The organism is Myxosarcina sp. GI1 (assembly GCF_000756305.1).
Lineage (GTDB): Bacteria > Cyanobacteriota > Cyanobacteriia > Cyanobacteriales > Xenococcaceae > Myxosarcina.
The window spans coordinates 67,886-93,151 of record NZ_JRFE01000012.1; the positions used below are offsets into that span (position 1 = coordinate 67,886).

Annotated in this window: 22 protein-coding genes; 12 read left to right on the plus strand and 10 right to left on the minus strand. The window is 40.9% G+C overall.

Features of this window, described 5'->3' with window-relative positions:
• The first annotated feature begins 33 nt into the window (after positions 1 to 33).
• From KV40_RS06260 to KV40_RS06315, 11 genes are all read left to right on the plus strand, one after another.
• Positions 34 to 852 carry a sulfotransferase family 2 domain-containing protein gene (locus KV40_RS06260; protein WP_052055412.1) on the plus strand — a complete coding sequence of 273 codons (819 nt, stop codon included), beginning with the start codon at positions 34 to 36 and terminating at the stop codon, positions 850 to 852.
• A 90-nt stretch (positions 853 to 942) separates the two neighbouring features.
• Positions 943 to 1,539 (plus strand): chorismate pyruvate-lyase family protein, encoded by a 597-nt coding sequence (locus KV40_RS06265; protein ID WP_036479027.1) that lies wholly within the window; start codon positions 943 to 945, stop codon positions 1,537 to 1,539.
• 82 nt (positions 1,540 to 1,621) lie between these two features.
• On the plus strand, positions 1,622 to 3,148 hold the full coding sequence (locus KV40_RS06270; protein WP_036479028.1) for a class I adenylate-forming enzyme family protein: 1,527 nt from the start codon (positions 1,622 to 1,624) through the stop codon (positions 3,146 to 3,148).
• A gap of 39 nt (positions 3,149 to 3,187) precedes the next feature.
• On the plus strand, positions 3,188 to 4,315 hold the full coding sequence (locus tag KV40_RS06275; protein WP_036479029.1) for a 3-deoxy-7-phosphoheptulonate synthase: 1,128 nt from the start codon (positions 3,188 to 3,190) through the stop codon (positions 4,313 to 4,315).
• A 7-nt stretch (positions 4,316 to 4,322) separates the two neighbouring features.
• Positions 4,323 to 4,580 (plus strand): acyl carrier protein, encoded by a 258-nt coding sequence (locus KV40_RS06280; RefSeq protein WP_253274180.1) that lies wholly within the window; start codon positions 4,323 to 4,325, stop codon positions 4,578 to 4,580.
• Positions 4,581 to 4,822: 242 nt separating this feature from the next.
• Positions 4,823 to 7,426, plus strand: a complete 2,604-nt coding sequence (locus tag KV40_RS31910; protein WP_052055413.1) for a condensation domain-containing protein — start codon at positions 4,823 to 4,825, stop codon at positions 7,424 to 7,426.
• Positions 7,427 to 7,582: 156 nt separating this feature from the next.
• Positions 7,583 to 8,128 carry a dTDP-4-dehydrorhamnose 3,5-epimerase gene (gene rfbC / locus KV40_RS06290; protein ID WP_036479030.1) on the plus strand — a complete coding sequence of 182 codons (546 nt, stop codon included), beginning with the start codon at positions 7,583 to 7,585 and terminating at the stop codon, positions 8,126 to 8,128.
• Positions 8,129 to 8,135: 7 nt separating this feature from the next.
• Positions 8,136 to 9,443, plus strand: a complete 1,308-nt coding sequence (locus tag KV40_RS06295) for an NAD(P)H-dependent oxidoreductase (protein ID WP_036479031.1) — start codon at positions 8,136 to 8,138, stop codon at positions 9,441 to 9,443.
• Positions 9,444 to 9,745: 302 nt separating this feature from the next.
• The gene (locus KV40_RS37095; protein ID WP_052055414.1) at positions 9,746 to 11,908 is read left to right on the plus strand and encodes a GDSL-type esterase/lipase family protein; all 2,163 of its coding nucleotides are present in this window, start codon (positions 9,746 to 9,748) and stop codon (positions 11,906 to 11,908) included.
• 275 nt (positions 11,909 to 12,183) lie between these two features.
• The gene (locus KV40_RS31920) at positions 12,184 to 13,680 is read left to right on the plus strand and encodes a heparin lyase I family protein (RefSeq protein WP_052055415.1); all 1,497 of its coding nucleotides are present in this window, start codon (positions 12,184 to 12,186) and stop codon (positions 13,678 to 13,680) included.
• 225 nt (positions 13,681 to 13,905) lie between these two features.
• Positions 13,906 to 14,601, plus strand: coding sequence for a succinate dehydrogenase cytochrome b subunit (locus KV40_RS06315; protein WP_036479032.1), 696 nt, complete (start codon positions 13,906 to 13,908; stop codon positions 14,599 to 14,601).
• A gap of 2 nt (positions 14,602 to 14,603) precedes the next feature.
• Here KV40_RS06315 and KV40_RS06320 read toward each other — a convergent pair whose 3' ends face one another.
• The gene (locus KV40_RS06320; RefSeq protein ID WP_036479034.1) at positions 14,604 to 15,659 is read right to left on the minus strand and encodes a TrkA family potassium uptake protein; all 1,056 of its coding nucleotides are present in this window, start codon (positions 15,657 to 15,659) and stop codon (positions 14,604 to 14,606) included.
• Between the two features lie 288 nt (positions 15,660 to 15,947).
• Here KV40_RS06320 and serS point away from each other — a divergent pair, with 288 nt between their 5' ends.
• Positions 15,948 to 17,231, plus strand: a complete 1,284-nt coding sequence (serS, locus tag KV40_RS06325; RefSeq protein ID WP_036479036.1) for a serine--tRNA ligase — start codon at positions 15,948 to 15,950, stop codon at positions 17,229 to 17,231.
• 19 nt (positions 17,232 to 17,250) lie between these two features.
• On the opposite strand, the gene KV40_RS06330 is transcribed toward serS, so the two are convergent.
• The 9 genes from KV40_RS06330 to KV40_RS34700 all read right to left on the minus strand — a co-directional run bounded on the left by KV40_RS06330 (position 17,251) and on the right by KV40_RS34700 (position 25,172).
• Positions 17,251 to 18,798, minus strand: coding sequence for a haloacid dehalogenase-like hydrolase (locus tag KV40_RS06330; protein WP_052055416.1), 1,548 nt, complete (start codon positions 18,796 to 18,798; stop codon positions 17,251 to 17,253).
• Positions 18,799 to 19,277: 479 nt separating this feature from the next.
• Entirely contained in the window at positions 19,278 to 20,000 is a 723-nt protein-coding gene (locus tag KV40_RS37100) for an acyltransferase (protein WP_036479038.1), read from the minus strand.
• A gap of 206 nt (positions 20,001 to 20,206) precedes the next feature.
• On the minus strand, positions 20,207 to 20,587 hold the full coding sequence (locus KV40_RS06340) for a hypothetical protein (RefSeq protein ID WP_036479040.1): 381 nt from the start codon (positions 20,585 to 20,587) through the stop codon (positions 20,207 to 20,209).
• A 55-nt stretch (positions 20,588 to 20,642) separates the two neighbouring features.
• Positions 20,643 to 20,984, minus strand: coding sequence for a cupin domain-containing protein (locus tag KV40_RS06345; protein WP_036479138.1), 342 nt, complete (start codon positions 20,982 to 20,984; stop codon positions 20,643 to 20,645).
• Between the two features lie 357 nt (positions 20,985 to 21,341).
• On the minus strand, positions 21,342 to 22,157 hold the full coding sequence (rsmA, locus tag KV40_RS06350; protein ID WP_036479042.1) for a 16S rRNA (adenine(1518)-N(6)/adenine(1519)-N(6))-dimethyltransferase RsmA: 816 nt from the start codon (positions 22,155 to 22,157) through the stop codon (positions 21,342 to 21,344).
• A 45-nt stretch (positions 22,158 to 22,202) separates the two neighbouring features.
• Positions 22,203 to 23,021: a carbon-nitrogen hydrolase family protein gene (locus KV40_RS06355; RefSeq protein WP_036479044.1), complete on the minus strand. Its 819-nt coding sequence runs from the start codon at positions 23,019 to 23,021 to the stop codon at positions 22,203 to 22,205.
• Between the two features lie 96 nt (positions 23,022 to 23,117).
• Positions 23,118 to 23,531 (minus strand): cytidine deaminase, encoded by a 414-nt coding sequence (locus tag KV40_RS06360; protein ID WP_036479046.1) that lies wholly within the window; start codon positions 23,529 to 23,531, stop codon positions 23,118 to 23,120.
• Between the two features lie 203 nt (positions 23,532 to 23,734).
• Positions 23,735 to 24,823 (minus strand): 3-deoxy-7-phosphoheptulonate synthase, encoded by a 1,089-nt coding sequence (locus tag KV40_RS06365; protein WP_036479048.1) that lies wholly within the window; start codon positions 24,821 to 24,823, stop codon positions 23,735 to 23,737.
• Positions 24,824 to 25,013: 190 nt separating this feature from the next.
• Positions 25,014 to 25,172, minus strand: a complete 159-nt coding sequence (locus KV40_RS34700) for a hypothetical protein (protein WP_156113961.1) — start codon at positions 25,170 to 25,172, stop codon at positions 25,014 to 25,016.
• Positions 25,173 to 25,266: the final 94 nt, after the last annotated feature.

The following is a 25,266-nucleotide window of genomic DNA, read 5'->3' on the forward strand; positions in this document are numbered from 1 at the left end:
CTTAGATTAATTTCTCAAATTACGAGGTCAAAAATGGCTATTATTTGTCGCGATTACAAACTTCTATTTATCCAGGTACCAGGGACTGGCTGTTCTTCTGTCAGTAAAGTACTTAAAGAACAGCTTGGAGGAGAAAAACTACCCCAACAAGATTTGATGCTGGCAGGAAAATACAAACTAGTTGGAGAAAAACACAATTCTTTAGAACAGCTGGTTAGATACAATCTTATTTCCTCCTCGGAATTAAAATCTTATTTAACCTTTGCTACAGTACGCAATCCCTTCGATCGCTTCGCTACTGCCTACCAAAGATACGTCAGTTCCTGGTGGGAAACAATGATCGAAAGCGACATCCCTGATTGCCCCGCTAACCGTTCGGGAACTGCTTACCGCGAAAGATATGTTAAAAACTTTCAAAAGCAAATCGAGCTAGCGCGAGGAGAAGGTTTTGAAAACTGGTTGCAGAGAAAAATTGTCTTACCCCAACGTTTTGACAGACGAGTCAAAGTTGGCTGCAAACGCTTGTTGAAAAAACAGTCTCCTTTGTTTGCTAAAGAGGCTGTCAGAATGAATCTTGCCTACCCACTAATTGCAGGTGTCGATGAAGTGATTCGTTTTGAACATTTAGAAAGCGATTTCAATAAAATTTTAAACAAAGCAGGTGTAGATAAATATATTGCTATACCTCACACTAATAAAACCCCGGGAAAAAAATCTTATCGGGAACAATATTCTCCAGAAGCTAGAGCAATTGTCGAGCGAGAATTAACTAAAGAATTAGCAAGATTCGGCTATAGTTTTGCCTCCGATCTGTCTTCCAACAAAGAAACTTCTAAAGCTGTTATTTACTAGATAAAACACAAGCGCGATCGATATTCAACTGTTTTAACGCGAAAAAACATCGCGCAAATCGTAAAAAAACAAACTTAACCAAAACAAAAAATGCAGGCACAAACAATTAACGAACTAACTAACCCAAACAGCATGATGCGTCAAGATTTAGAAAAATCTTTGCTTCGCAGTCATATCAATCCTGCCAACCTCAGTACTTTTCAACGCATCATCTTAACGACTAATGGCACACTAACAGAAATACTAGAAGCCTATTTATATGAAAAAATTGGCATGGTCAAACTGTCTGAAGCCTTAGTTGCTGTTACTCAAGATATTCCCTTGTTAGAAGTAAAACGCGGCACTGAAGTAATCGAAAGAAAAATTTTACTTCAAGGCAAAATTAGCCGCAAAAACTTTATTTATGCCGAATCAATTTTAGTAACTGACAGACTAGAAGAAAAGTTCAAAAACGAACTACTGCATTCTAGCACTCCACTAGGTAGACTTTGGTTGGAATATAAGCTGGAAACTTTCAAAGAAATAGTAGATACTGCCGAAGAAACAGCAGAAAAATTAGCTACTTATTTCCCAATTAAACCAGAAGATAAGATTCTTTCTCGTACTTATCGAGTCTTTTCTCAGCGCAAACCAATTATGACTATTACTGAGAAATTTCCCGCCAGTTATTTTCTTTCTAACTTTTAATTAAAAGCTGCGTGACGCTATAGGGGTCACGCAGCTAGTAGCTTGTTTATTGTTTAATTTTTATTGTTAATGAGGTTTTCTTGTGTTAGAGCAAATTTTGGCTGAAGTGGCTCGCCAATATCCCGAAAAAGCTGCCATTGTTTATGACCAATTGAGAATTACCTATCGAGAGCTTGAGGCTAAAGTTAGCGGCTTTAGTCAAGGTCTAAGATCGATTGGCATTGGTAAATCTGACTGTATTGCGGTCGTTTTGCCCAACTGTCCCGAATTTGTGGTTAGTTTTTTTGCTGCTGCCAAACTCAATGCCATCTTTTTACCCCTAAATCACCTATACAAAGAAGAAGAAATTGGCTACTATCTCAATGACAGTAATGCCAAGGTAGTTATTACCGATACCAAAAGAGCGGAGCTTTGCCGCCAAGTCATTTCTGAAACAGAATGTCAAATTACTATCATCACTGTAGATAAAGCTAGTTCTGAGACTACTTATTTTGAGGACTTAGTTTTATCTAAAGACTCAGAAAGCAAGGAAGATACATCTGGTTCTAGTGACTTTTTATATCAGTACTCCTCTGGTTCTACAGGTAGACCTAAAAGAGTAGGCAGAACTCAAAAAAATCTATATCACGAGGTAAGCAACTTTACCCAAACTGCGGCAGTAACTCCAGCAGACAATATTCTCTGTATCGTTCCCTTGTATCACGCTCACGGTTTGGGGAACTGTATGATGGCTGCTATTTGTACGGGAGCGACTTTGGTTATCTTAGAGCAAGTTTGGCAACAAGGAGTAACTGTAGAAGTTCCTTTTGTGTTTAGAAGTTTGAGAGTTTTAGAACTACTAGAAACAGAAAAGATAAGTATTCTGCCAGCCGTACCGTATATCTTTAATGCTCTGGCACAAGCTCCAGGTAATGCTAAAGCCGATTTATCTAACTTAAGACTGTGTTTTTCGGCAGGTAACTTCCTTCCTCAAGAAATTTTTGATAAATTCTCTGCCAAGTTTGGCATTCCCGTCAGACAGCTTTATGGTTGCACCGAAGCAGGTTCGATCGCGCTCAACCTAGATGAAGACGTAACAGCAACTCAGGCTTCTGTCGGTCGTCCTTTAAACAACGTCGAGATAAAAATTGTCGATGACGAAGGCAGGGAATTACCTGTAGGCGAAATTGGCGAAGTCACAATTACCAGTCTGGCATTAACTAGCGGCTATCACAATTTGCCCGAACTCAATCAGCAAGCCTTTAGAAACGGAGCTTATTTTACGGGAGATTTAGGCAAACTTGATGAAAACGGTTGTCTTTACATCACAGGCAGAAAGAAAATTTTAATCGATACTGGTGGACGCAAAGTAGATCCTATTGAAATTGAGGATGTACTGATTTCCCATTCTCAAATTGCCGAAGCGGTAGTAGTAGGAGTAAAAGGCTATTTTGCAGGGGAAATTGTCAAGGCAGTTATTGTTCCTAAAGGAGGTGAATGCCAAGAGTCAGAAATTTCTGCTTACTGTAGACAGCACTTGGCGGAGTTTAAAGTGCCTAAAATTATTGAATTTCGTGAGGAAATTCCTAAAAGTCCTTTGGGCAAGATTCTCCGCAAAGCACTAGTTTAAACAAATCCTGGGCTAAATAAAGTTAACCAACCAAACAATATGTATGAAGAAATACTCGATATCAATATCGAATCTTCCCAAACTTTAATGAGTCCGATGCAGTTAAAGGAGCAATTGCCTCTAACTAAAACTGCCGCTCAAACGGTCTTACAAGGTAGGCAGGAAATTCAAAATATACTCGACGGCAAAGATTCTAGAAAATTTATTATTGTCGGTCCTTGTTCCATACACGATTCTCTAGCTGCCGAAGACTATGCTATAAGGCTCAAAGCTTTGGCAGAGTGTGTTCGAGAGCGATTGCTAATCGTCATGCGGGTTTACTTTGAAAAACCCCGAACCACAGTCGGCTGGAAGGGACTAATTAACGACCCCAATCTCGACGGTTCTTTTGATGTTCAAAAAGGCTTGTTTACCGCTCGTAGCTTATTGCTAAAGATTGCCGAAATTGGTCTGCCCGTAGCTACCGAAGCTTTAGACCCGATAACGCCTCAGTATTTAGCAGAGTTAATATCCTGGGCGGCAATTGGTGCGAGAACCATCGAGTCTCAAACCCATCGAGAAATGGCAAGTGGGCTGTCGATGCCTGTCGGTTTTAAAAACAGTACCGATGGCAATGTAAAAGTGGCGTTAAATGCCATTCAATCTTCTAGAGTACCCCACAATTTTCTGGGACTCGATCGCCGAGGTGAAATTAGCACTTTTAAAACCAGGGGTAATGCCTACGGACATTTGATCCTGCGCGGTGGCGATCGCCAACCTAATCACGATGCTGCGTCAGTGACGAGGGTAGAAAAGCAATTAGAGAGCTTAAACCTACCTCAAAAAATCGTTATCGATTGCAGTCACGGTAACTCTCATAAAAACCATCAGCTTCAGGCAGCAGTATTAGACAACATTCTGAAACAAATTGCCGATGGCAATCGCTCCATCGCGGGCATGATGCTCGAATCAAATTTATCTGAAGGCAATCAGTCTATTCCTCAAAATTTAGAGGAATTAAAATACGGCGTTTCTGTAACCGATAAATGTATCGGTTGGCAAGAAACAGAAGTAATGATTATGTCTGCTTATGAAAAACTCGGTGCCGATAGACAAGTTACTTTTTATACTTGCGGGCTGGTAGTGTCGGGAATCCCCGTCCGTAATTTACTAACTACAAAAGGATAGATTAATTATGTTACAAACAATGACAGTTGAAGAAGTAAAATCTAAAACCACAGATGTTGTTTTGGAATTACTACCCCATCTAGAACGTGAAGATCTTGGAGATGAAAGCGATATTTTCAGTCTCGGTCTAGATTCAATCAATGCTATGAATCTGGTTTTTGGTTTGCAAGAGAGCTTTGATATCAAGTTCGACACTCAAGAAATTAATGTTGATAACTTTCGTACCGTTGCCGATATTACCGAACTAATTATGAAAAAGAAATAGAAAAGGCATTTATAGCAGAGGAGCAGGGAGCAGCGGTCAGACCCCGCGTCGGCGTAAGACGCAAGGGCATGCTGACCAAGACAGGGGGCAAGGGAGAGAGTTAAAATTAGACTCGATCTTCTCTGCGCCGTTACACCCTGTTCCCAAGCAAAGCGATGCTCCTTTCTCTTTTCCGCTTCATATATCTGCAATATCTATGTCTGCGCGACACACTCGCACCAATAGCAATTATTACGAATTAAATGAACCAACCTACTACAACAATTTCCAAAAGTTCGCCAACGGCTAAAGGTCCAGCGGAACTTTGGGAAGCAATCAAAACTATCGTTAGCTTGCAAAACCAAGCACCGCCTTTAGTTTCTGTCAGCAGAGACGAAGCACTACCGCTTTCTTTTACTCAAGAAAGACTGTGGTTTCTCGATCGCCTGACGGGAAGCAATGCGGCTTATAATATTCCCTTTGCTTTACAGATTAAAGGCGATCTCGACATTAAGGCTCTCGAACGGAGTTTTAAAGAAATCATTTGCCGTCATGAGGCTTTACAGACTAACTTTACTTCGGTAGAGGATAATCCCGTACAGTCGGTCGACCCCGATAAGTCACAGAATTGGAGTTTAACAGTACGGCAGTTACCCCAGTTGCCTCCTTCCGAACGCGAAGCCGAAATTCAAAAACTTTGTGTCGAAGAAGCTCAAACACCTTTCGATCTCAGTTGCGATGCCTTGTTGCGAGCGACTTTAGTAGAGCTAGATAACAGCGAATATTTACTACTAGTCACCGTCCATCACATTGTCTTTGATGGCTGGTCGGAAGGAGTCTTTTGGCGCGAATTAGCCGAACTATATCGAGCTTTTGGTAACGGTCAAACCTCTCCTCTAACTGCTTTACCCGTACAGTATGCCGATTTTGCTGTCTGGCAGCGTCAGTGGTTGGAAGGGGAAATATTAGACCATCTGTTAGATTATTGGCGAGGACAGTTAGGTAACAATCTTCCAGAATTGGAGTTACCGATCGACCGCCCCAAAACTGCCAAATCGACTCGACCTAGTGCTAGTTACCAACAGACTTTACCTGCAACTCTAACCGAAAAACTCAAAACTTTGAGTCGTCAAGAAGGTGCAACTTTGTTTGCCTTGCTATTGGCTGCCTTTAAGGTACTTTTATACCGCTATACCGAACAGGACAACCTGTTTGTATGCAGTCCCATCGCCAACCGCAACCGTAAAGAACTTAAAAATCTTATCGGTTACTTTGTCAATCTTTTAATTTTGCGGAGCGATCTTTCAGATAAGATGGGCTTTTCCGAATTGTTAGGGCAGGTAAGACAAACCGTGTCTGGTGCTTACGCTCACCAAGATCTGCCCGTACAACAGTTGATCAATAGCCTCGATTTGGGACAGTCACCTCTGTCTCAGGTAATGTTCGTACTGCAAAACACGGTTCAGCAAACCCCAAAATTAGCCAATTTAGAAGTGCGATCGCGCCAGGTAGATAGCGGTACGGCAGATTTCGATCTGTCTCTGTCGATGTCTGAGTCTGAAGGAACTTTAATCGGAGTTTGGAAATACAACACCGATTTGTTTGCCGAATCCACAATTACCAAAATGGACGAGCATTTTCAGCTTTTACTAGAGCAAATTGCTGCCGATCCCACTCAATCTCTTGCTTCATTGCTGGTTTTAACCGAAGACGAACTTCAAGAACTGAGAGCTAAGCGAGCCAACTATCGCTTGAAGCCAGAAGTTGAGGGAGTAAAGGTAAAACCTCGCAACCCTCTCGAACTTCAGCTAATGCGAGTTTGGGAACAGATTCTCGGAAGCGATCGCCTCGGCGTTACGGACAACTTTTTTGAAGTTGGCGGTAGTTCTTTATTAGCGTTCCGTTTGATAGCCGAAATAGAGCAGACTTTTGGCAAAAAGTTGCCTCTAACTACACTTATCCAGGCACCAACTATCGAGCAATTAGCCGAGGTTCTACGTCAGGGAAGCGATCCTATCTCTTCTTCCTGGCTAACTCCCCAAAAGCCAGATAGTTCGCGGCTACCATTTTTCTGTATTGCCCCTGCTGGTAATAGCGGTATGGGCTTTGCACCCATCGTGCTGCATTTGGGTGACGACCAACCCTTTTATGTTCCACAAGCATTGGGTTTGGAGGGTGAAACCGAACCCCATAACAGCGTTGAAGACATGGCGGCTCATTACATCAAAGAAATACGTGCCATTCAACCAGAAGGTCCCTATCTTCTAGGAGGAAGATGTTTTGGTGGTATTGTCGCTTTTGAAATGGCATTACAGCTATCGCGGCAGGGTCAAAAAGTTGCCCTATTGGCTTTAATCGATGGTGCATTGCCTCCCCATGTTTATTTAGAGATGAGAAATCGCGATGGCAGTATTAAATCCAAATCTCTAGCCGATCTCTGGCGAAGCTTTGTCTTTTTCTGTCGAAGCGGACAACTGCTGACGATTTTGGGCTACAAATATACCAAGTTAGTTAAAAGAATTCGCAAGCAAAAAGCTAAGCAGCAGCAAGCTCCAGATCCTGCACTCAAAAACGTTAAAAAAGTTTTTCGCAGTCATTTACAGGCAAGAGCAGACTACTTACCCCAAGGTACTTTTTCGGGCAAAATCGATATTTATGCCAGTGAGACTTTGAGAATTGACCAGCAAGACGAGTGGAACAAACTGGTTGATGGCGGAGTTGAATACCACTTTATCGGCGGTAGACACGACACCATCGATCGTGAACCACACGTTAGGGTTCTGGCAGCCAAGCTCAGAGAGTCTATGGATAAAGCTCAAAGTATGTTTGCCAGCTCGTCCAATTTGTCTGAAAGTGGCAATTCGTAAGTTCAATTTTTATCCAGGCAGAGAGATATCACAGCGGTTTTCATATCAGTTAAGTACAAATATAGAGCGGATAGAAATCGCTAAAACTTCTAGAGACTATAAAGTATTTCTGCCATTTTCTTCTAATTCTATTTATTTTTTTCCAGTAATAAAACTATGAAATTTACCGAAACCAAACTCAAAGATGCCTTCATTATCGATATAGAACGTCTCAGCGATCATCGTGGCTTTTTTGCCCGTACTTACTGTGCTGAAGAATTTCAGGAACACGGTTTAAAACCAGTAGTCGCGCAGTGTAACATGTCGTTTAACTACAAGCGTGGAACTCTACGCGGTATGCACTATCAAGCATATCCCGCTACCGAAGCAAAACTCGTCCGCTGCATTCGCGGTGCCATTTACGATGTCATTATCGATATGCGCCCCAATTCTCCTACCTATCTTCAGCATATTGGGGTGGAGTTAACTGCGGAAAATCGCCGCGCTCTTTACGTGCCAGATATGTTTGCTCACGGCTATCAGGCTCTTACCGACGATAGCGAGGTAGTCTATCAGGTAACAGAATTTTATACTCCTGGTGTCGAACGCGGACTGCGCTATGACGATCCTACCTTTGAAATCGAATGGCCAGAGCCAGTAAGCGAAATTTCCGAGAAAGATATGAATTGGCCTTTATTAGAAAAAACTACTGTAGGAGCATAAATTAACTATGATTATTATTGATAGAGCATTACAAGCCCGTGCCGAAGCCAACAACCCAGTTAGAGTAGCGATGATTGGTGCTGGTTTTATGGGCAGAGGCATTGCCAATCAAATTGTTAACTCCGTACCTGGCATGGAGTTAGTGGCGATCGCCAACCGCAATCTGGCAGGTGCCCAACGTGCCTACAGCGAAGCTGGTGTTACCGATGTCCAAACCGTAAAAACTACTTCTGGTTTGGAAGAAGCGATCGCCAGAGGCAAATATGTCGTTACTGAAGATGCAATGCTGTTGTGTCAGGCAGCAGGAATCGATGCCGTAATTGAAGTAACGGGAACTATTGAATATGCCGCAGGTTTAGTTTTAGAAGCGATCGCTCACCGCAAGCACATCATTTTAATGAATGCCGAATTAGACGGTACTATAGGTGCAATTCTTAAGGTTTATGCCGATCGCGCTGGAGTAATTCTGACTGCCTGTGATGGCGATCAGCCTGGAGTAGAGATGAATCTCTATCGCTTTGTTAAAAGCATTGGTTTGACTCCTTTGCTATGTGGCAATATCAAAGGTTTACAAGACCCCTATCGCAACCCTACCACTCAAGAAGCTTTTGCCAAACAGTGGGGACAAAAACCTCACATGGTCACGAGCTTTGCCGATGGTAGTAAAATTTCTTTCGAGCAGGCAATTGTGGCAAATGCTACTGGTATGAAAGTCGCCCAACGGGGAATGCTTGGCTACGAATATAAGGGTCATGTCGATGAAATGACTTCGATGTACGATATCGATCGCCTCAAAGAACTAGGCGGTATTGTCGATTATGTAGTCGGCACCAAACCAGGACCTGGGGTATTTGTCTTTGCTACCCACGACGATCCCAAACAGCAACACTATCTCAATCTCTATAAGCTAGGTGAAGGACCGTTATATAGCTTCTATACTCCCTATCACCTCTGTCACTTTGAGGTACCTCTCTCAGTCGCCCGTGTCGTCTTATTCCAAGACCCCGTGTTGACTCCCCTTGGCGCGCCCCAGGTAGAGGTAGTGGCTACTGCTAAAACCAATCTGCAAGCTGGTGCGACTCTAGACGGTATTGGCTACTACATGACCTACGGACAGTGTGAAAATGCTGACGTAGTCCAAAAAGAAAATCTCTTGCCGATGGGATTGGCAGAAGGCTGTCGTCTCAAACGCGACTTACCTAAAGATAGCGTTCTTACCTACGATGATGTGGAACTACCCGAAGGTAGATTGTGCGATCGCCTGAGAGCCGAACAAAATGCTTACTTTGCCGAAAAGAAAACAGCAACTGTTTGAGTAAATAGCTATCAATAGCAATTCGGTAGCTTGTAGGTAGGCAAACCAAGCTACATGATTTGGTTTTAAGTCGCTAGCTTTATTTAGCTAGTGACTTATTTTTTTATGGTTTCAATCGTTACAGTATTGACAATTTCAATCCTGTGGTGGTGAAATCGCTCTTTGACACCAAATTTATGTATTATTAAATAAATCAAAAATACTATATAATTAATAAATTCTATACAACTCATATGACTTGAAGTTATGGCTTAAAAGCAAATTTTACACGCAAGAAATTATTCCATTTACTTTTATTAACTATGTCATCTACTGTTCTTTTAGTTGAAGCCGAAAAAATGGCTTTGACAAACTATCGTATCGAAACTGGCAAGGCACATGCTTCTGGTGGTGGCAACGTAAGCTTGCTTGGCGGTGATGAAAACGAGATTGGTTCTGCTTCCTGGGAATTTTCTGGTGTTGCTGGCTGGTACGATTTGGAATTAGGTTATTTTGATGAAACCGATGGCGTATCTTCCTTAGAAGTGCGAGTTGACAATAAGACAGTTGCTACTGTTCGACTCGATCGCAGACTAGGAGATAACAAAGACAGTGCCAAAACTTTTGTTGCCGATACAGTTGCTAGAGGCATTGCCTTACAGCCAGGGCAAACTATTACTATTGTCGGTGCCGAACATCGCGGTGAAGGTGCTAGAGTCGATTATTTCAAACTTACTAGCGTCGCCGAACCAACTCCCACCGAACCCGAACCTACTACTAGTGTAGGCAATAGTGCGATCGTCGTCGAAGCCGAAAATATGACTCTGACTAATTATCGTATTGAAACTGGCAAAACTCATGCTTCGGGTGGTGGCAATGTGAGCTTACTTGGCGGTGATGAAAACGAGATTGGTTCTGCATCCTGGAAATTTTCTGGTGTTGCTGGCTGGTACGATTTGGAATTAGGTTATTTTGATGAAACCGATGGCGTATCTTCCTTAGAAGTGCGAGTTGACAATAAGACAGTTGCTACTGTTCGACTCGATCGCAGACTAGGAGATAACAAAGATAGTGCTAAAACTTTTGTTGCCGATACCGTTGCTAGAGGCATTGCCTTACAGCCAGGGCAAACTGTTACTATCGTCGGTGCCGAACATCGCGGTGAAGGTGCCAGAGTCGATTATCTCAAACTTACTAGCGTCGCCGAACCAACTACGGATGGCGGTGGAAATAATCCCGATACCAGTATAGATTCGGAAACGGCTAGCTATAAAGATGCTCAGGGTGGCATTATTGCCAAATTAGATGCAGGTTTTGTTTACACCGCCACTAACAATACGCCACTAAAAGTTATGCCTCTTGGTGACTCGATTACTTATGGTGTCAGTGGTTATATCGATTGGGAAAGCGGTGGCTATCGTGCCTTTTTAGGGAACAAATTAGCAAGCGATCGCTTTAGTTTTGATTTTGTCGGTTCACAAACTGATGGAGCGACTAAGAGTGATTTGAGCGATCGCGATCACGAAGGTCATCCAGGCTGGAAAATTGCCGACATTAATAGAAACGTCGAACAGTGGTTATCTAGCTCTGTACCAGATGTAGTTCTAATGACAATTGGCACCAACGACACTTTTAGAAGACTAGTTTCTAGCCAAACAATTATTCAAGAATATAGCCAACTAATCGATCGCATTACCGCTCATTCTCCGAATACTAAATTATTAGTTTCTTCTCTGCCACCTATAGATCCAGACGTACGCCCTCAAAGTCAGATTGATAAAGGTAATGATATTAGTCGGGCTATACCAGAACTGGTTAATTCTAAAAAATCTCAGGGAAAACAAATTGATTTTGTTGATTTTGGCAGTCTCAATCTCAATGATCTAACTTCCTCAACAGATCCAAGTCTAGATAATGGGGTACATCCCAATGCTAAAGGCTACGAAAAAATAGCGGGTATCTGGCACCAGGCAATTTATAATAAAACTGGTAAAAAAGATATCTTAGTAAACATTAAAAATGTAGAAGGAACGGCTTTTGCCGATAGTTTTTTTGGTAACGAATTTGGTAATAAATTTTTAGGGCAAGGAGGAAACGATTACTTAGCAGGGAATAACGGTAACGATACTCTTATTGGTGGTGTGGGTAACGATACTCTTATTGGCGGTTCGGGAAAAGATTACTTTGTTTTTGAAAACAAACAACAGGGGAATGATTTTATTCAGGATTTTACCGTCGGTAGCGACAAAATCGTTATTTCCGCTAAAGGTTTTGGGGGTGGATTAGTCGAAAATACTAATCTAACCCAAGCTCAATTTACTATCGGTACGGCAGCGCTCGATGCTAGCGATCGCTTTATCTATAACAGTGCTAATGGTAATCTTTACTTCGATCCAGATGGTATCGGACAAAAAACACAAGTTTTATTTGCTACCTTAAATCCAAATTTGGCAATGAGCAATCTAGATTTTGCGATCGTGGCATAAGCTTAAATCTACAAGCATCAACTGTAAAGTTTGTCTTTTGAGATAATTGCTACGACTTAAGCGATTGACTAATTATTATTTTTTTCTCAAAAAAACAGCCAGATTTTAAGCTATTTCATAACTTAATTGAGTAAGAGATTTTTTTTTATCTCTTACTTTTTTTTGTTTATTAGTCTTGCTTTTTTATAACAATAGCATTGTTGATGCTTGTCTCAAAAAATATACTTTTAAACCTATTTTTTACTTCAAAATTTACTAAATAAACAATTATAATTATGTCTAATTTTTTGTTAGTTGAAGCTGAAGATATGTCTCTGACTAATTATCGTGTCGAGTCTGGGAAGAATCATGCTTCGGGCAACAGCCTGATTAGTTTATTCGGTGGCGACGAAAACGAAATTGGTTCTGCAAGCTGGGAGTTTTCTGGTGTTGCTGGCTGGTACGACTTAGAACTAGGTTACTTTGATGAAACCGATGGCGTGTCTTTGCTAGAGGTGCGAGTAGACGATAAGACAGTTGCTACGATTAAACTCGATCGCCAGCTAAGAGATACTAAAGATAGTACCAAAACTTTAGTAGCCGACCCAATTATTAAAGGGTTAGCTCTCAAGCCAGGACAAACTATTTCGATTGTGGGTGCGGAAAATGTCGGTGAAGGTGCCAGAGTTGATTATCTCAAACTAACTAGCGTCGATAGTCTAGAAGATCTCAAACCTGAAGTAAACACACCAGATAATGTAAAAATTGTCTATCCAGGTTCGACCATATTCCAAAGCAATTTTAATTCGGGTTTGGATGGATGGAAACTATCGAGCTTTGACAATCCAACTTCGGGAATCTTTGCTAATCCCGACACAAACGGTCAGCCTGGCGATAGTTCTGTAAAATTCACTTTAGAAGATGGTGATAAACGGGAAGAAATCAATTTAAGTCCCGTTCCCTACAATTCCGAAATTACCTATCACTTTAGTATTTTCCTTCCTGAAAGCTACGTTGCAGATCCAGCTTCTGAAATTGTTGCTCAATGGCACGCTTTACCCGACTTTAGTTTGGGTGAAACTTGGGCGGGAACTGGACCCGTACTGTCTTTATTAACTGAAGATGGACAGTGGAAAGTCGGTCAAAAATGGGATTCAAGACAAATTATTAGAGAAAAAGGTCAACGAGGACGCTTAGAAGCAGAAGGTTCGGCAAGCCATAATCTAGGCGACTATCAAACTGGAGTTTGGACTGATTGGACATTCCATGTCAAATGGTCGTATGAAGCTGATGGTTTATTTGAGGTATGGCAAAACGACAATTTAGTTATTAGAGAAACTGGTCCTAATGCCTACAATGATGCACTCGGTCCTTATTTAAAGGTTGGTTTGTATAACAAAAAGTGGCAAAACAGCGAACTAACTAAACGAGAGCTTTACTATGACGATGTAAAAGTTCTTTCAGTTGAAGAAGATAGTTTGCTTAAAGGAGGAACAGAAGACAACCTCTACGTACTTAATGCACAGACGGCTTCAGCCAGTCGGATTCAGGACAATGGAGGTGTCGATACTCTATATTTTAGTGATGGTTTAAATGTAGAGCTAGCTACTGTCGATCGCCAAAATAACGACCTAGTACTGGATATAGATCGAGATAACGTGTTCGATCTTGCTGAAGATCTGACTATATCTAACTTCTTCTCTGCTTCACAAGCGGGCAATGGCTTTATTGAGACAGTTGGCAATCTCAATGGTAATAATATTCTTGATGTCTTGGCTTCTGAACTAGTTTGACCGAGGCTTCCGCCTCGAAAGGCAAAAGGCAAAAGGCAAAAGGCAAAAGGAATTTTCTTCAAACTTAATGCCTTAATGATATAAGCCTCAAATCGGAGCGCATTCCTCTGAGGTAACTGCGCTCCACTCATTCGTGCCAAAGATTTACTTTTTTTATAAGTCGCGCTTGACGGGCGGTAATCGATACAATCGTGTTGAAAAACTAAATTACTAGCCTGTATATTGATGACTGTTACTGACAATCGCCCCAAAATTCTAAGTTTTTATGCCTCTCCAATTGGTAAAAAAATTATTACTGGTGTTACGGGACTGGGATTAAGTCTATTTGTTTTGTTTCACATGACGGGCAATTTAGTATTGCTGAGTAGTTACCAAGCCTATAATCAGTTGGCGCATTTTATCGATCGCTTGGGAATATTACTGTATGTCGTTGAATTTGTTTTATTAGGGTTAGCTATTTTTCATGTAGCGGCAGCAATTGAGATTAGACTTAACAGCTACAAAGCCAGAGGTACTAATTATAGTCAGCTTAAAAGTGCAGGTGCGCCAAGCAAACAATCGATTAGTTCGCGTACGATGATTGTTACGGGATTGGTTCTACTAGTATTTTTAGTGTTTCATCTACTGACATTTAAATTTGGCACTTACTACTCTACTTCTATTAATGGCGTAGAAATGCGAGATCTAGCTAAGTTAGTCATCGAAAAGTTTCAACATCCTCTTTACGCCTTTGGTTACGCTGGTGTAATGATATTTTTGGGGTTTCACTTACGTCACGGCGTTTGGAGTGGTTTTCAGTCTTTGGGATTGCTCGATTCTCGTCTTAGTTCTTTAGTTTATGCGATCGCGCTAATTTTAGCCGTTTTTATCGCGATCGGTTTTATCGCTTTGCCTTTAGCTATTTATTTTGGCTATTTATAAAACTAGTGGAGGCTCGAACCTCGGTAGCGCATTTTACCTCTCAACTCATTGGCTCTAGCAAAATGAGGAATATCTGCTTGATGTCCCATAACAATAACTCTGTCTTCCGCTTCTAAAACCAGATGGCGATCGGGATTTTTGATTACTGTACCGTCATGGCGGCGCAGAGCAATAATAATAAAAGCACCTTTTCCGCGTACCTCCAAGCGTTCTATAGTTTTTCCTACCAGGTAAGAATTTTGAGCTACCGCCAATTCATCGATTTTTATGTCTATTTGACCTAATAACTCGTCTAAATAATCTCGTTCGTCGCGATGTTCGAGATAGTTGGTTACAGCAGGGCGAGTCATGAGGTTCGCCATTCTCATCCCGCCAATAATTGCTGGTAATACTACTCGATCTGCTCCTGCTAATTTTAATTTTTTTTCGGTAGTAGGTAACTCTCCCCGCGCCAAAATCATTAATTGAGGATTTAGTCCGCGAGCGGTAAGAGTGATAAAAACATTTACCGCATCATCGGGTAATACCGTTGCTAGCATTTTGGCTTTTTCGATCCCGACGCTTTGTAAAATATTTTCGTCAGCAGCATTGCCAGTTTGAGTTAAATAGCCCATTTGCTCTGCTAAAGCCACGCGCTCGCTATTAAGTTCGATAATTACAAATTCTTGTCTGGCTTGCTGTAACTGTTGGGCTAATATTTGCCCCATACGTCCAAATCCACAAATAATTGCATGATTCTGTAGGCGATCGATTCCTCGCGATCTGCGGTGTTCGTCTAAAGCACGGTGAATTTCTCCCTCTGTAACCATTTGTAAAAAACCTCCTACTGTATATACTGCTGATGAAGTTCCTGCCAAAATCACTGCCATAGTGAAGATTTTTTCGCCCGATGTTTCTAGGGGTTCGACTTCGCCATAGCCAACACCAAAAATAGTGATAACCACCATATAAACAGAGTCGATCGCTGCCCAACCAAATGAAATATAGCCAAAAATTGCGACTATAAGAGTAATTGCAAAAAAGATTGCTCCGATCCAAATTCGTTTGAAAGATGACATCCCGATCTAAATTAGTTAGCGATCGCGCTTTGCGTACTAGCGTAAGCTAATCGCCAAATCTACTATACGTAGATCGATCTAATCTTATAACCTGACTGCAATATTGTGTTCGAGCATACGATAGGCAAAATTATTAGACTTAATTAGAGAAAGTTGGCACGATTACACTTCGCATATTGCAAAGAGCGATCGCATCAATTCCAATCACGCCTAAAAACCAGATCGCGATAGCTGCAAAACGCGATATCCTTTTAAAGAAAGACTAGCGACAGGTATCGAACAAAAGCGGTGTTAGACCTCAAATTAATCAGACAAAATCCAGAACGAGTGCAAAAATTGCTCGATCGCCGTAGTGTGGGAACATACGATTTAGATCCCCTTTTAAACTTAGATCGCGCCTCTAGAGAATTAGAAACCAGTCGCAGTCAACTTAGCGCACGCAGTAATGAAATTGGGAAGGAAGTCGGACAAAAGATTCGTAACGGCAGCGATCCCAAGGGAGAAGAAATTGCTCAATTAAAAAACGAAGGTAATGAAATAAAATCGCAGCTTGCCGAATTAGAACCACAAGAAAGAGAGCTTAAAACTAAAATTGAAGCTTTACTATTAGAATTCCCTAATTTACCCGACGAGTCTACACCTATAGGTAAAAACGAAACAGAAAATGTTGAAGTAAAACGCTGGGGTGATGAATATCTACCAGAAAGCAACGATATTTTACCTCATTGGGAAATTGGCGAGCAATTAGGCATTTTAGAATTTAAACGAGCGGTAAAAGTTGCTCAGAGTCGCTTTGTCAATCTTATCGGTGCTGGTGCGGCACTGGAAAGAGCTTTAATTAGCTTTATGCTCGACACGCAAATTGAGGCTGGTTATTTAGAAGTTATGCCTCCCGTACTGGTTAATAGCGATTCTTTATTAGGTACCAGTCAGCTTCCTAAGTTTGCCGAAGATAGCTTTAAGTGTAGTGAAGACGATTTGTGGCTGACACCTACTGCTGAAGTTCCCCTTACCAACCTCTATCGTGAGGAAATTATCGAAGCTGCATCATTACCGATTTATCACTGCGCTTACACCCCTTGTTTTCGTCGCGAAGCGGGGAGTTATGGCAAAGATACTAGAGGCTTGATCAGGCTGCATCAGTTTAATAAAGTAGAACTAGTTAAAATTGTCGCTCCTGAAACTTCCGAAGCCGAACATCAAACTTTGGTTGCAAACGCCGAAGCTATTTTACAAGCTTTAAAATTACCCTATCGAATTATCGAACTATGTACGGGAGATTTGGGTTTTGGTGCGGCTAAATGTTACGATCTAGAAGTTTGGATACCCTCAGCTAATATGTATCGGGAAATCTCTAGCTGTTCTAATTGTAAAGATTTTCAGGCGCGTCGGGCGGATATTCGCTGCAAACAAGCTGGGAAAAAAGGTACGCAATACGTTCATACTCTTAATGGTTCTGGTTTAGCAGTTGGCAGAACTATGGCGGCAGTGTTAGAAAACTATCAGCAGTCCGACGGTACGGTTAAAATTCCTGAAGTGTTGCAACCCTATCTCAAGCGAGAGGTTTTATAGCAGTAATTAAAAAACTCTATTAGCTGTTGTTAACTACCCTACCCTTAGTATCGGGAAAATTTTTAATCGGTTTAAACTGACTGGTAACTCTAAAAATTTGCCTATGACCTTGAATGAGACACCAAGCCATAATTGCCCAGGTTTGCCAATTTTTCCATAGCGACAAGTCTCTAGCACCAACTGCGATCGCCGATAAAATAAATATAAATACTAGCAGGCGCAATAGCTTTTCTGGTACCTGTTGGGGCCAATTTTCGGCATTACCGCCTAAGTATCGATAGATAATATACAGCATCGTACGAGAAAGTATCTGACTGGACAATAAGCTGGTACCGACAAGATTAGTTGGGGTTACGGCTAAAAATCCATAATATCTAAAAGACTGAAGTACTATATACAGCCAAGTTCTTGTATTTTTATTAAGGTAGTTGTAAAACCAAAAACATAACCGAGTTGCTATTAAAAAAACAATCCAACAGGCTAAAAGCAATAAACCTCGATCGAATACCTTGAATTGATTTGAGATGAATTCATAGTTAAACGGTAAGTTAACTTCTTGTGCTTTAGTCAAACAAGCAATTCCCAAAACCCCAAAAATCAAAGACCAAATCCAAGGACTCCAACTATCGATCGCCTTTTTACAGCTATAATATGTAGCCGACAATTTGGGTTTTTCTTCATATTGCTCGGCTACTAAATCATTTTCGCAATACCCTATTTCATAAACACACCAAAAAGAAATTAGAAGCAGCAAAATACTGGCGCTATGCAATAAAGAATTACTAGCTTGCCAAGAAAAAGCTAAAATCAGTACGGGCAAATCATCCCACAAAATAACTTTGTAAATATATTTTTCTCCAACCCGTTTGACTTTTTCTACATAAAAAAGCGGTAAATAAACATCGTTAAGTGGCGGAATATATTTTGCCAGATCCCAAACTACGAAACAGGGTTTTGCTACTTCTTGCAATAAAGGTAAATCTTCTATAGAGTCGGTAATAGCGATCGCAGACTTAATTGTTTCTGGCGATAAAACCTTGTTTAACATTAATAATTTGCCATTACTTCTATCTCGAATTCCTTGCCAAAAACGACAGCCAACGATGCGATCGCAGGTTATTGGTAAAGCATTAAGAATGGGATTGACGATAAAATTAAATCCTAAAGTAGCAACTACAATTGGCGAACCAGCATTTTTATCGATCGCCCTCAATAGTTCTTTATTTTCATATTTTTTGGCTAACTGTCTGGCTTTGTTTTGCCACAAAAACCAAGTCCAGGGAAGTAAAATAGTTGAAACAATAACTAAAAACCAATCTCGAATTTTAGAATCTTTAAAAGAGCCAGGCAACCAACTCCAAGGTCGAATAAAATATAAAAGCTTCAACAATAGCAGTCCTAATGCTTTTGGTCTGAGGCTATTAAGATACTCGGCTGTAGAGTTACGCAGAAACAGGGTTTCATCAAAATCTATAATTATTGTCGTATCGTGAGAAGCAGTTTCGACTAATGTTAATGCTTCAGTTTTTTTAATGCGATCGATATCTCTTGGCTCGAACTCAATCATTGACAATAATGCTTATTAATAATTTTAAACAAAGTTTTTTATATGCTACTATTTTCACTAAAATTGTGTGTTGATTTTTAGCAGCAAATATTAAAAACTTTAATAATTTAATTAAATTAATGTCATTTATGAAAATATTAGTATTTAGTATTGCGATCTAGTGACTTATGCCACAAAACCGTATTTGCTGATTGATTTGCCTTTGTTTATTTTTACATACTAGCTCAAATTTAGAATTGTTGAACTATACAATTGCAGTGAGTTGTTAACGGCAATATATCTCGAAAAAGTTAGATTTTAGGTAGTAAAGGACAATAAAAACAGAAATTTTTTTATATTAGATTTAAACTTTATTTATACTCAAGCAAGACAAAAAAACAGTATCTTTGTGTTGTCTGTATTCACAGACACAATATCTTTAAAAAATGCTTGCTAAGTATTTTTTAAAGCGATCGCAACAGGAAAAATACGAAATCTAGTTAATTTTTTCGGCTTTTAATAACTTTAGCAGGCACGCCGACAGCCACTGAATAAGGGGGTATATTCTTAGTAACAACCGCTCCCGCACCGATGACGCTACCCCTGCCAATAGTAACTCCATCTACTATATTTACCCCACTTCCCAGCCAGCAATCGTCTTCAATAACAATTCCTTTAAAGTCAAAACCCTGCTCTCTGATATTTTGAGTAGTATCTTCAAATCTATAGTTGTGAGCGTACAAAGAAGAATGAGAAGCAATTAAGCAATCTTTACCGATAGAAATTTTGCCATATCCCCAAATGCAGGTATGAGGACCAACATATGTGCGATCGCCAATATATAGCTGACTACCCTCAAAAGTTCTGAGATCGACACCTCTATCTAAACTAACCAAATCGGCTAACATAATTTTATTATTCTGCCCCGTGCAGCTAATACCGACATCTCTAGAAAGATTGACGCGATCGCCTATTTCCAGATAGTTATTGCGATCGATATCTATTTCCACACCTCGATGAAAAACAACCCCAAAACCGACTTTAATTCGCCATCCATCTTTTAACCTAACATCGGGATAAATTTTAACGGAGCGTCCCATTTTTTTGAAGATAATGGGATAGAGTAAATATCGAATTCCCAAACCAGGCAGTAAAGGAATCCAGCCAAATAAGGCTGTCATCGCTTGAGTCTGCCAGCGCGACCAGGAAGAAAATAATTGCATGAGTTATTCTGCGACTCTTATAAGAGTAAAGAAGATTACTGCAAAAACTGTTATGTCTCGGTCGTTTGCTTGCCAAAGAATGTAGATTTACTAAATCTCCTTTTTATCGACAAACCAGGACTAAAGTTTTGCTGTTATTAAAGAGCGTCGGAAGCCGATTTTACGGTAAGTGCTGAAGAATAAAGATAAAGACAAACCTACTAAATTTATGCTTGTTGTTGGTGATATTCTGAGATTTGTTCGTAAATTTCGCTAGGAAACTGCAAATCCTGGTAGATATTGCCCGCATCTGGATCTTCAGCATTGGGACAGATTGTAAACACCTGATGTTGTTGCCACTCTAAAATTTTTTCTCTGCGAGGAGGATTGTAATTTTTGGCTTCTACTTGTTGGTAGAGTGCTTTGGCCTCAGATTCACTAAAGTCGGGATCTTTTTGCAAATAGGCGATCGCTTCTGCTTCACTGAGAAAGTGGCGAGCGACTATAGTAAAAACCAATCTACCATAGTGTCCGATATCTTTACTCGCCTCCAATCCATCTAGCAGATTAGCCATTGTCTTGTTTTTGCGTAAGTCTGCAACTGACATATATTACTAAACTGGTATGTTAAAAAAATTAAAATCATTAACCGCCAAGCAGGACTTAAGTTTCATCTCGGTCGTCAACTCTAGCAGGTGGACTAGTAGCTTCTACAGCAGTAAAAGGTTCGGTAATCTTGTATGTATGGGTGGCACCCTTGGGTACAATCCACGAATCACCAGCTTCCAATTTTACTACCTGACCCTCTAAATGCAATTCTGCTTTGCCTTGAATTACATAGCCTACAGTCTCGTATTCTCTAGCTTGTTCTGGTTTGGGGTCTGTGGGTTGTTCGTTTTCCCACATCCGCATCGATAGGCTTTTACCCATAGCCAGATATTTTTGACCCATTTCACCCTTTGGCGATTGAGCCGAACTAACTTTTTTTACAGTGGTGTCACTCATAATTTTTTTTTGGCTGAATAAGTTTACTGCATGTCTATCTCTAAACACAGATAAAACTTTAGCTTTATCAGCCGAAAATTTGCTTCCACTCAAAGTTATAAAAAATGTGGTTGTCAGATAAGTTTCTGGCGAAGAAAACAATCGGCTGATGCTTAATATCTTACTAAAGACCGATATTAAAAGTTTAAATTACTGCGTAAAAAATACATGCGATCGCCGACGAAGCAGATCTACAAAAGCATTTAGATTAAATTCATTACAATCCTGTCAAACGCGGCTCGATCGAACTGGTGGGTAAAAAGCTATTCTCGTAAATCATAATTGGTTCTGATGATTATTTGCCTACCCTATCTAATGTCAAAGATCGAGACTGTTACATAAAGCAATCCAATTTTGTAAACTGAGGTCTTCGGCACGACACTTGGGATTGAGATTTAATCGCGTTAATAATTCCTCTGTCGCCTCGCTGGATATCATGCTCTTTAAGTTATTGCGTAACATTTTACGGCGGTTGGCAAAACCGAGTTTAATTAGAGTTTCTAACTGGCGCGGATTTTTGGCAGGGGGGAAGATTGCTCGCGGACGTAGTCTAATTACTGCCGAAGCTACTTTTGGCGGTGGATAAAATGCTTTGGCAGGAACGGTACAAATTATTTCGCAACTTGCCAAATACTGTACCCGCAGCGATAAAGCACCAAAAGCTTTAGTACCGGGGGTGGCTATCAGGCGTTCCGCTACCTCTTTTTGCACTAGCAGCACCATCGATTGATAGGTTCTAACAGCAGGACGAGAAATTTTTCCCAGCAGTTTTTCGATGATAGGACCCGTAATATTGTAGGGAATGTTAGCAACTACTTTGTTGGGGTTATGAAATTTGGGAAAAGAAGCCAGCAAAGATTCTAAGTCTATTGTCAAAAAATCTCCCTGCAAAAGTAAAAAGTTATCTCGATCGCTCAACTTTTGTCGTAGTTTTTTACTTAAGTTGCGATCGATTTCTACGGCGACTACGGCTTGAGTTTCTGACAATAGACGGTTGGTAAGAATTCCCGTACCAGAACCAATTTCTAAAACGCAATCGCTCTCGGTTAATTCTGCTGCTGCAATAATTTGCTCTAAGGCTTTTTCACTACGCAACCAGTGTTGGGCAAAACGTTTGTGAGGTCGATCGCTCATTAAATTATTACTCAGTCAATCTTGTTGTGAAAATCGAATCCAGCTCTAAACAAATACTCGATGTTCCAAAGAGGGCATCTGTCTGCGTACTTGCTGAAGACGATTGGGATCGATCTCGGCAACTGCTACCCCTGGATGCTCCCCTGCATCGGCTAAAATAACTCCCCAGGGGTCGATAATCATCGCGTGTCCGTGAGAATAGCGACGTTGATAGTGGTTGCCTGTTTGAGCGGGTGCGATAACATAAGCCGTATTTTCTATTGCCCTGGCTTGTAACAACACCTGCCAGTGATCTTTACCAGTATAGGCAGTAAAAGCAGCAGGTATAAACAAAACATCTACTCCTTGATGTGCCAGATAGCGATATAGTTCGGGAAAACGAACATCATAACAAATAGAGAGTCCCACTTTTCCTAAATGCTCGGAAACATAAATTGGGGGCAACTTAGTCCCTGCCATCACTGTACTGGATTCCTGGTAGGTATTGCCGTCTGGAACATTAACATCAAACAGATGTACTTTTTGATAGTGCGAGACTTCTTTCCCATCGGGGGTAACTAAAACTGCTGTATTATAGGCTTTAGCCGGGTTGTCTGGCACTGGCACGGGAAAACCACCTCCCAGGATGGTTATTTGAAAACGCTGCGCCATTTTTTTGAGAAATTCACGGGATTTGAGGGCAATATTTTTAGCTTGCGACAGTTTATCTACTTCTAAGCCTAAAAAAGCAAAGTTTTCTGGCAAACTAACTAGTTCTGCACCTCTGCGTACTGCCAAATCAATCAGTTCTTCTGCTTCAAGCAAATTGTGTTCCAGGTCTGGCTTACTGGTCATTTGAATGGCGGCGGCAAGATATGGCTTCATTGCGGTCTCGAATTTTTTTGGGTCGTCAATTTATATACAATATAACTTTCAGTTACATCGAGAAAGTAACTTTTAGAGAAATGAGAACTCGCGCATTTAAAAAGAGAAGCCCGCAGGTAATAATTCGCTAGCCAGGTTTGAGTGCCATTCCCCTTGACCTTGAAACACGACTGCGGCATCTTTACCAAATTCCCAAATTACTTGCCTACAGGCACCGCATGGGGAACAGGGTATTTGACGGTCGTTGACTATAGCAATCGCGGCAATTTTCATGCTATCTCCTCCCTCGGCAGCAACTGCGGTGGCAACCGCATTTCTCTCAGCACACATACTCAAACCGTAAGAGGCGTTTTCTACATTGCAGCCAGTAAAAATATTACCTGCTTTAGTTAAAACAGCCGCACCGACTCTAAAGCGAGAGTATGGTGCATAGGCATATTTGAGAGTTTCGGTAGCTTTGGTAATTAGTAATTCTATTTGAGTACGACTAATTGAGTTGTTATCGCTCAAATATCTGCTCCAAATTTATAAAATTTTAGTTCGATCGAGAAGCTAAAAAAACACTGCTTTGTAAACAATTATTAAGATACTGCATCTAAAACCTATGTTTGTTCGTACTAAAAATTGTGTGCGACCGTCGGCATTTTTTTCCTCTAGACATACGACGGTCTTTTTTTTGTCCAAACTCGCTCGACATCTTAACTCAAGAAAAATCAATTGGCTGTCAGAGAAATATGGCTGTTGTCTCGCCCAAATCTTCTGGCTACAGTCTTAGAGAGCGATCGCAACATTTCTACAGTAGTATTCCAGTCCACACAAGCATCGGTAATACTCTGTCCGTAAACCATGGGTTTGCCGTTAGTGGTAATCGTTTGATTTCCTGCGATTAAATGACTTTCAATCATTACGCCCATAATCTGAGACGAACCATCTTCAACTTGTTGCGCCACATTATTTAAGACCAAACTCTGACGATTGTGGTCTTTGCTACTGTTGCCGTGACTGCAATCAATCATCAAGCGCGTATTTAAAGTTTTTTCTTTTAAAGCTGTTACCGCTGCTTCTACACTTTGATTATCGTAATTGGGTTGGGTCGCGCCGCCCCTTAAAACTAAATGACCGTCGGGATTGCCTGTAGTTTTGACAATACTAGCCAGTCCATCTTGGTTGATGCCCAAAAAATGATGGGTAATTCTAGCGGTTAACATGGCATCAATTGCCGCTTTAAAACTGCCATCGGTACCGTTTTTATAGCCTACGGGCATAGACAGACCAGATGCCATCTGACGGTGAATTTGGCTTTCGGTAGTTCTGGCACCAATTGCCGTCCAGCAAATCAAGTCGGCAATATATTGGGGAGTAATCGGATCTAAAAGTTCGGTGGCTGCTGGCAAACCTAATTCTGCCAGATCGAGCAGTAATTTTCTGGCGGTTTTTAAGCCTGTATTAATGTTATAGCTATTATCGAGGTGAGGATCGTTAATCAATCCTTTCCAACCAACTGTAGTGCGAGGCTTCTCAAAATAAACTCGCATTAGTATTTCGAGATTATCTGACAATTCGGCACGCAGCGTGGCTAGCTTGGTACCATACTCCATCGCTGCCTTGACATCGTGAATCGAACAAGGACCGACAACGACCAATAATCTTTGGTCTTCACCCGATAAAATATTACGGATGCGATCGCGAGTTTTCGACACCAAGCCAGCGGCTGTTTCTTTTAGAGGATATTCGCTTTTAATATATGCAGGACTTAACAATGGTCTGGTTTCGATAACGTGCAGGTCGCTAGTAATGTACATATTTTGATTTTGTATATTCAATACCTTTTTTAAAATCCAATACCAACTACTATTGTCGGACAAATTCGTTAGATGCGATCGCATCTAACGAATTCTTTGTAATAACTTAATCTTAAGTTTAGCTACGATTGCATTAACCATGAGCGATGAACAGAGAACTATGAACAGTTTAACTTCTATTGCTCATTGCTTATTCAGGCTGGGGAATCGGTTGTGGTTCTGGTGTGGGAACTGGCTGTGGTTCTGGCGTAGGAACTGGCTGGGGAATGGGACTGGGAACTGGCTGTGGTTCTGGCGTAGGAACTGGCTGCGGTTCTGGTGTAGGTTTGGTAGGAGGGGTTTCAATCATGGCTGCGGTTTAGTAAATAACTAAATCGATCTTGACGAGAAAGGCAGTGTAATTACCTCTCTTATAAGTTAGAGTTTTGGCGGATACTTAAAAT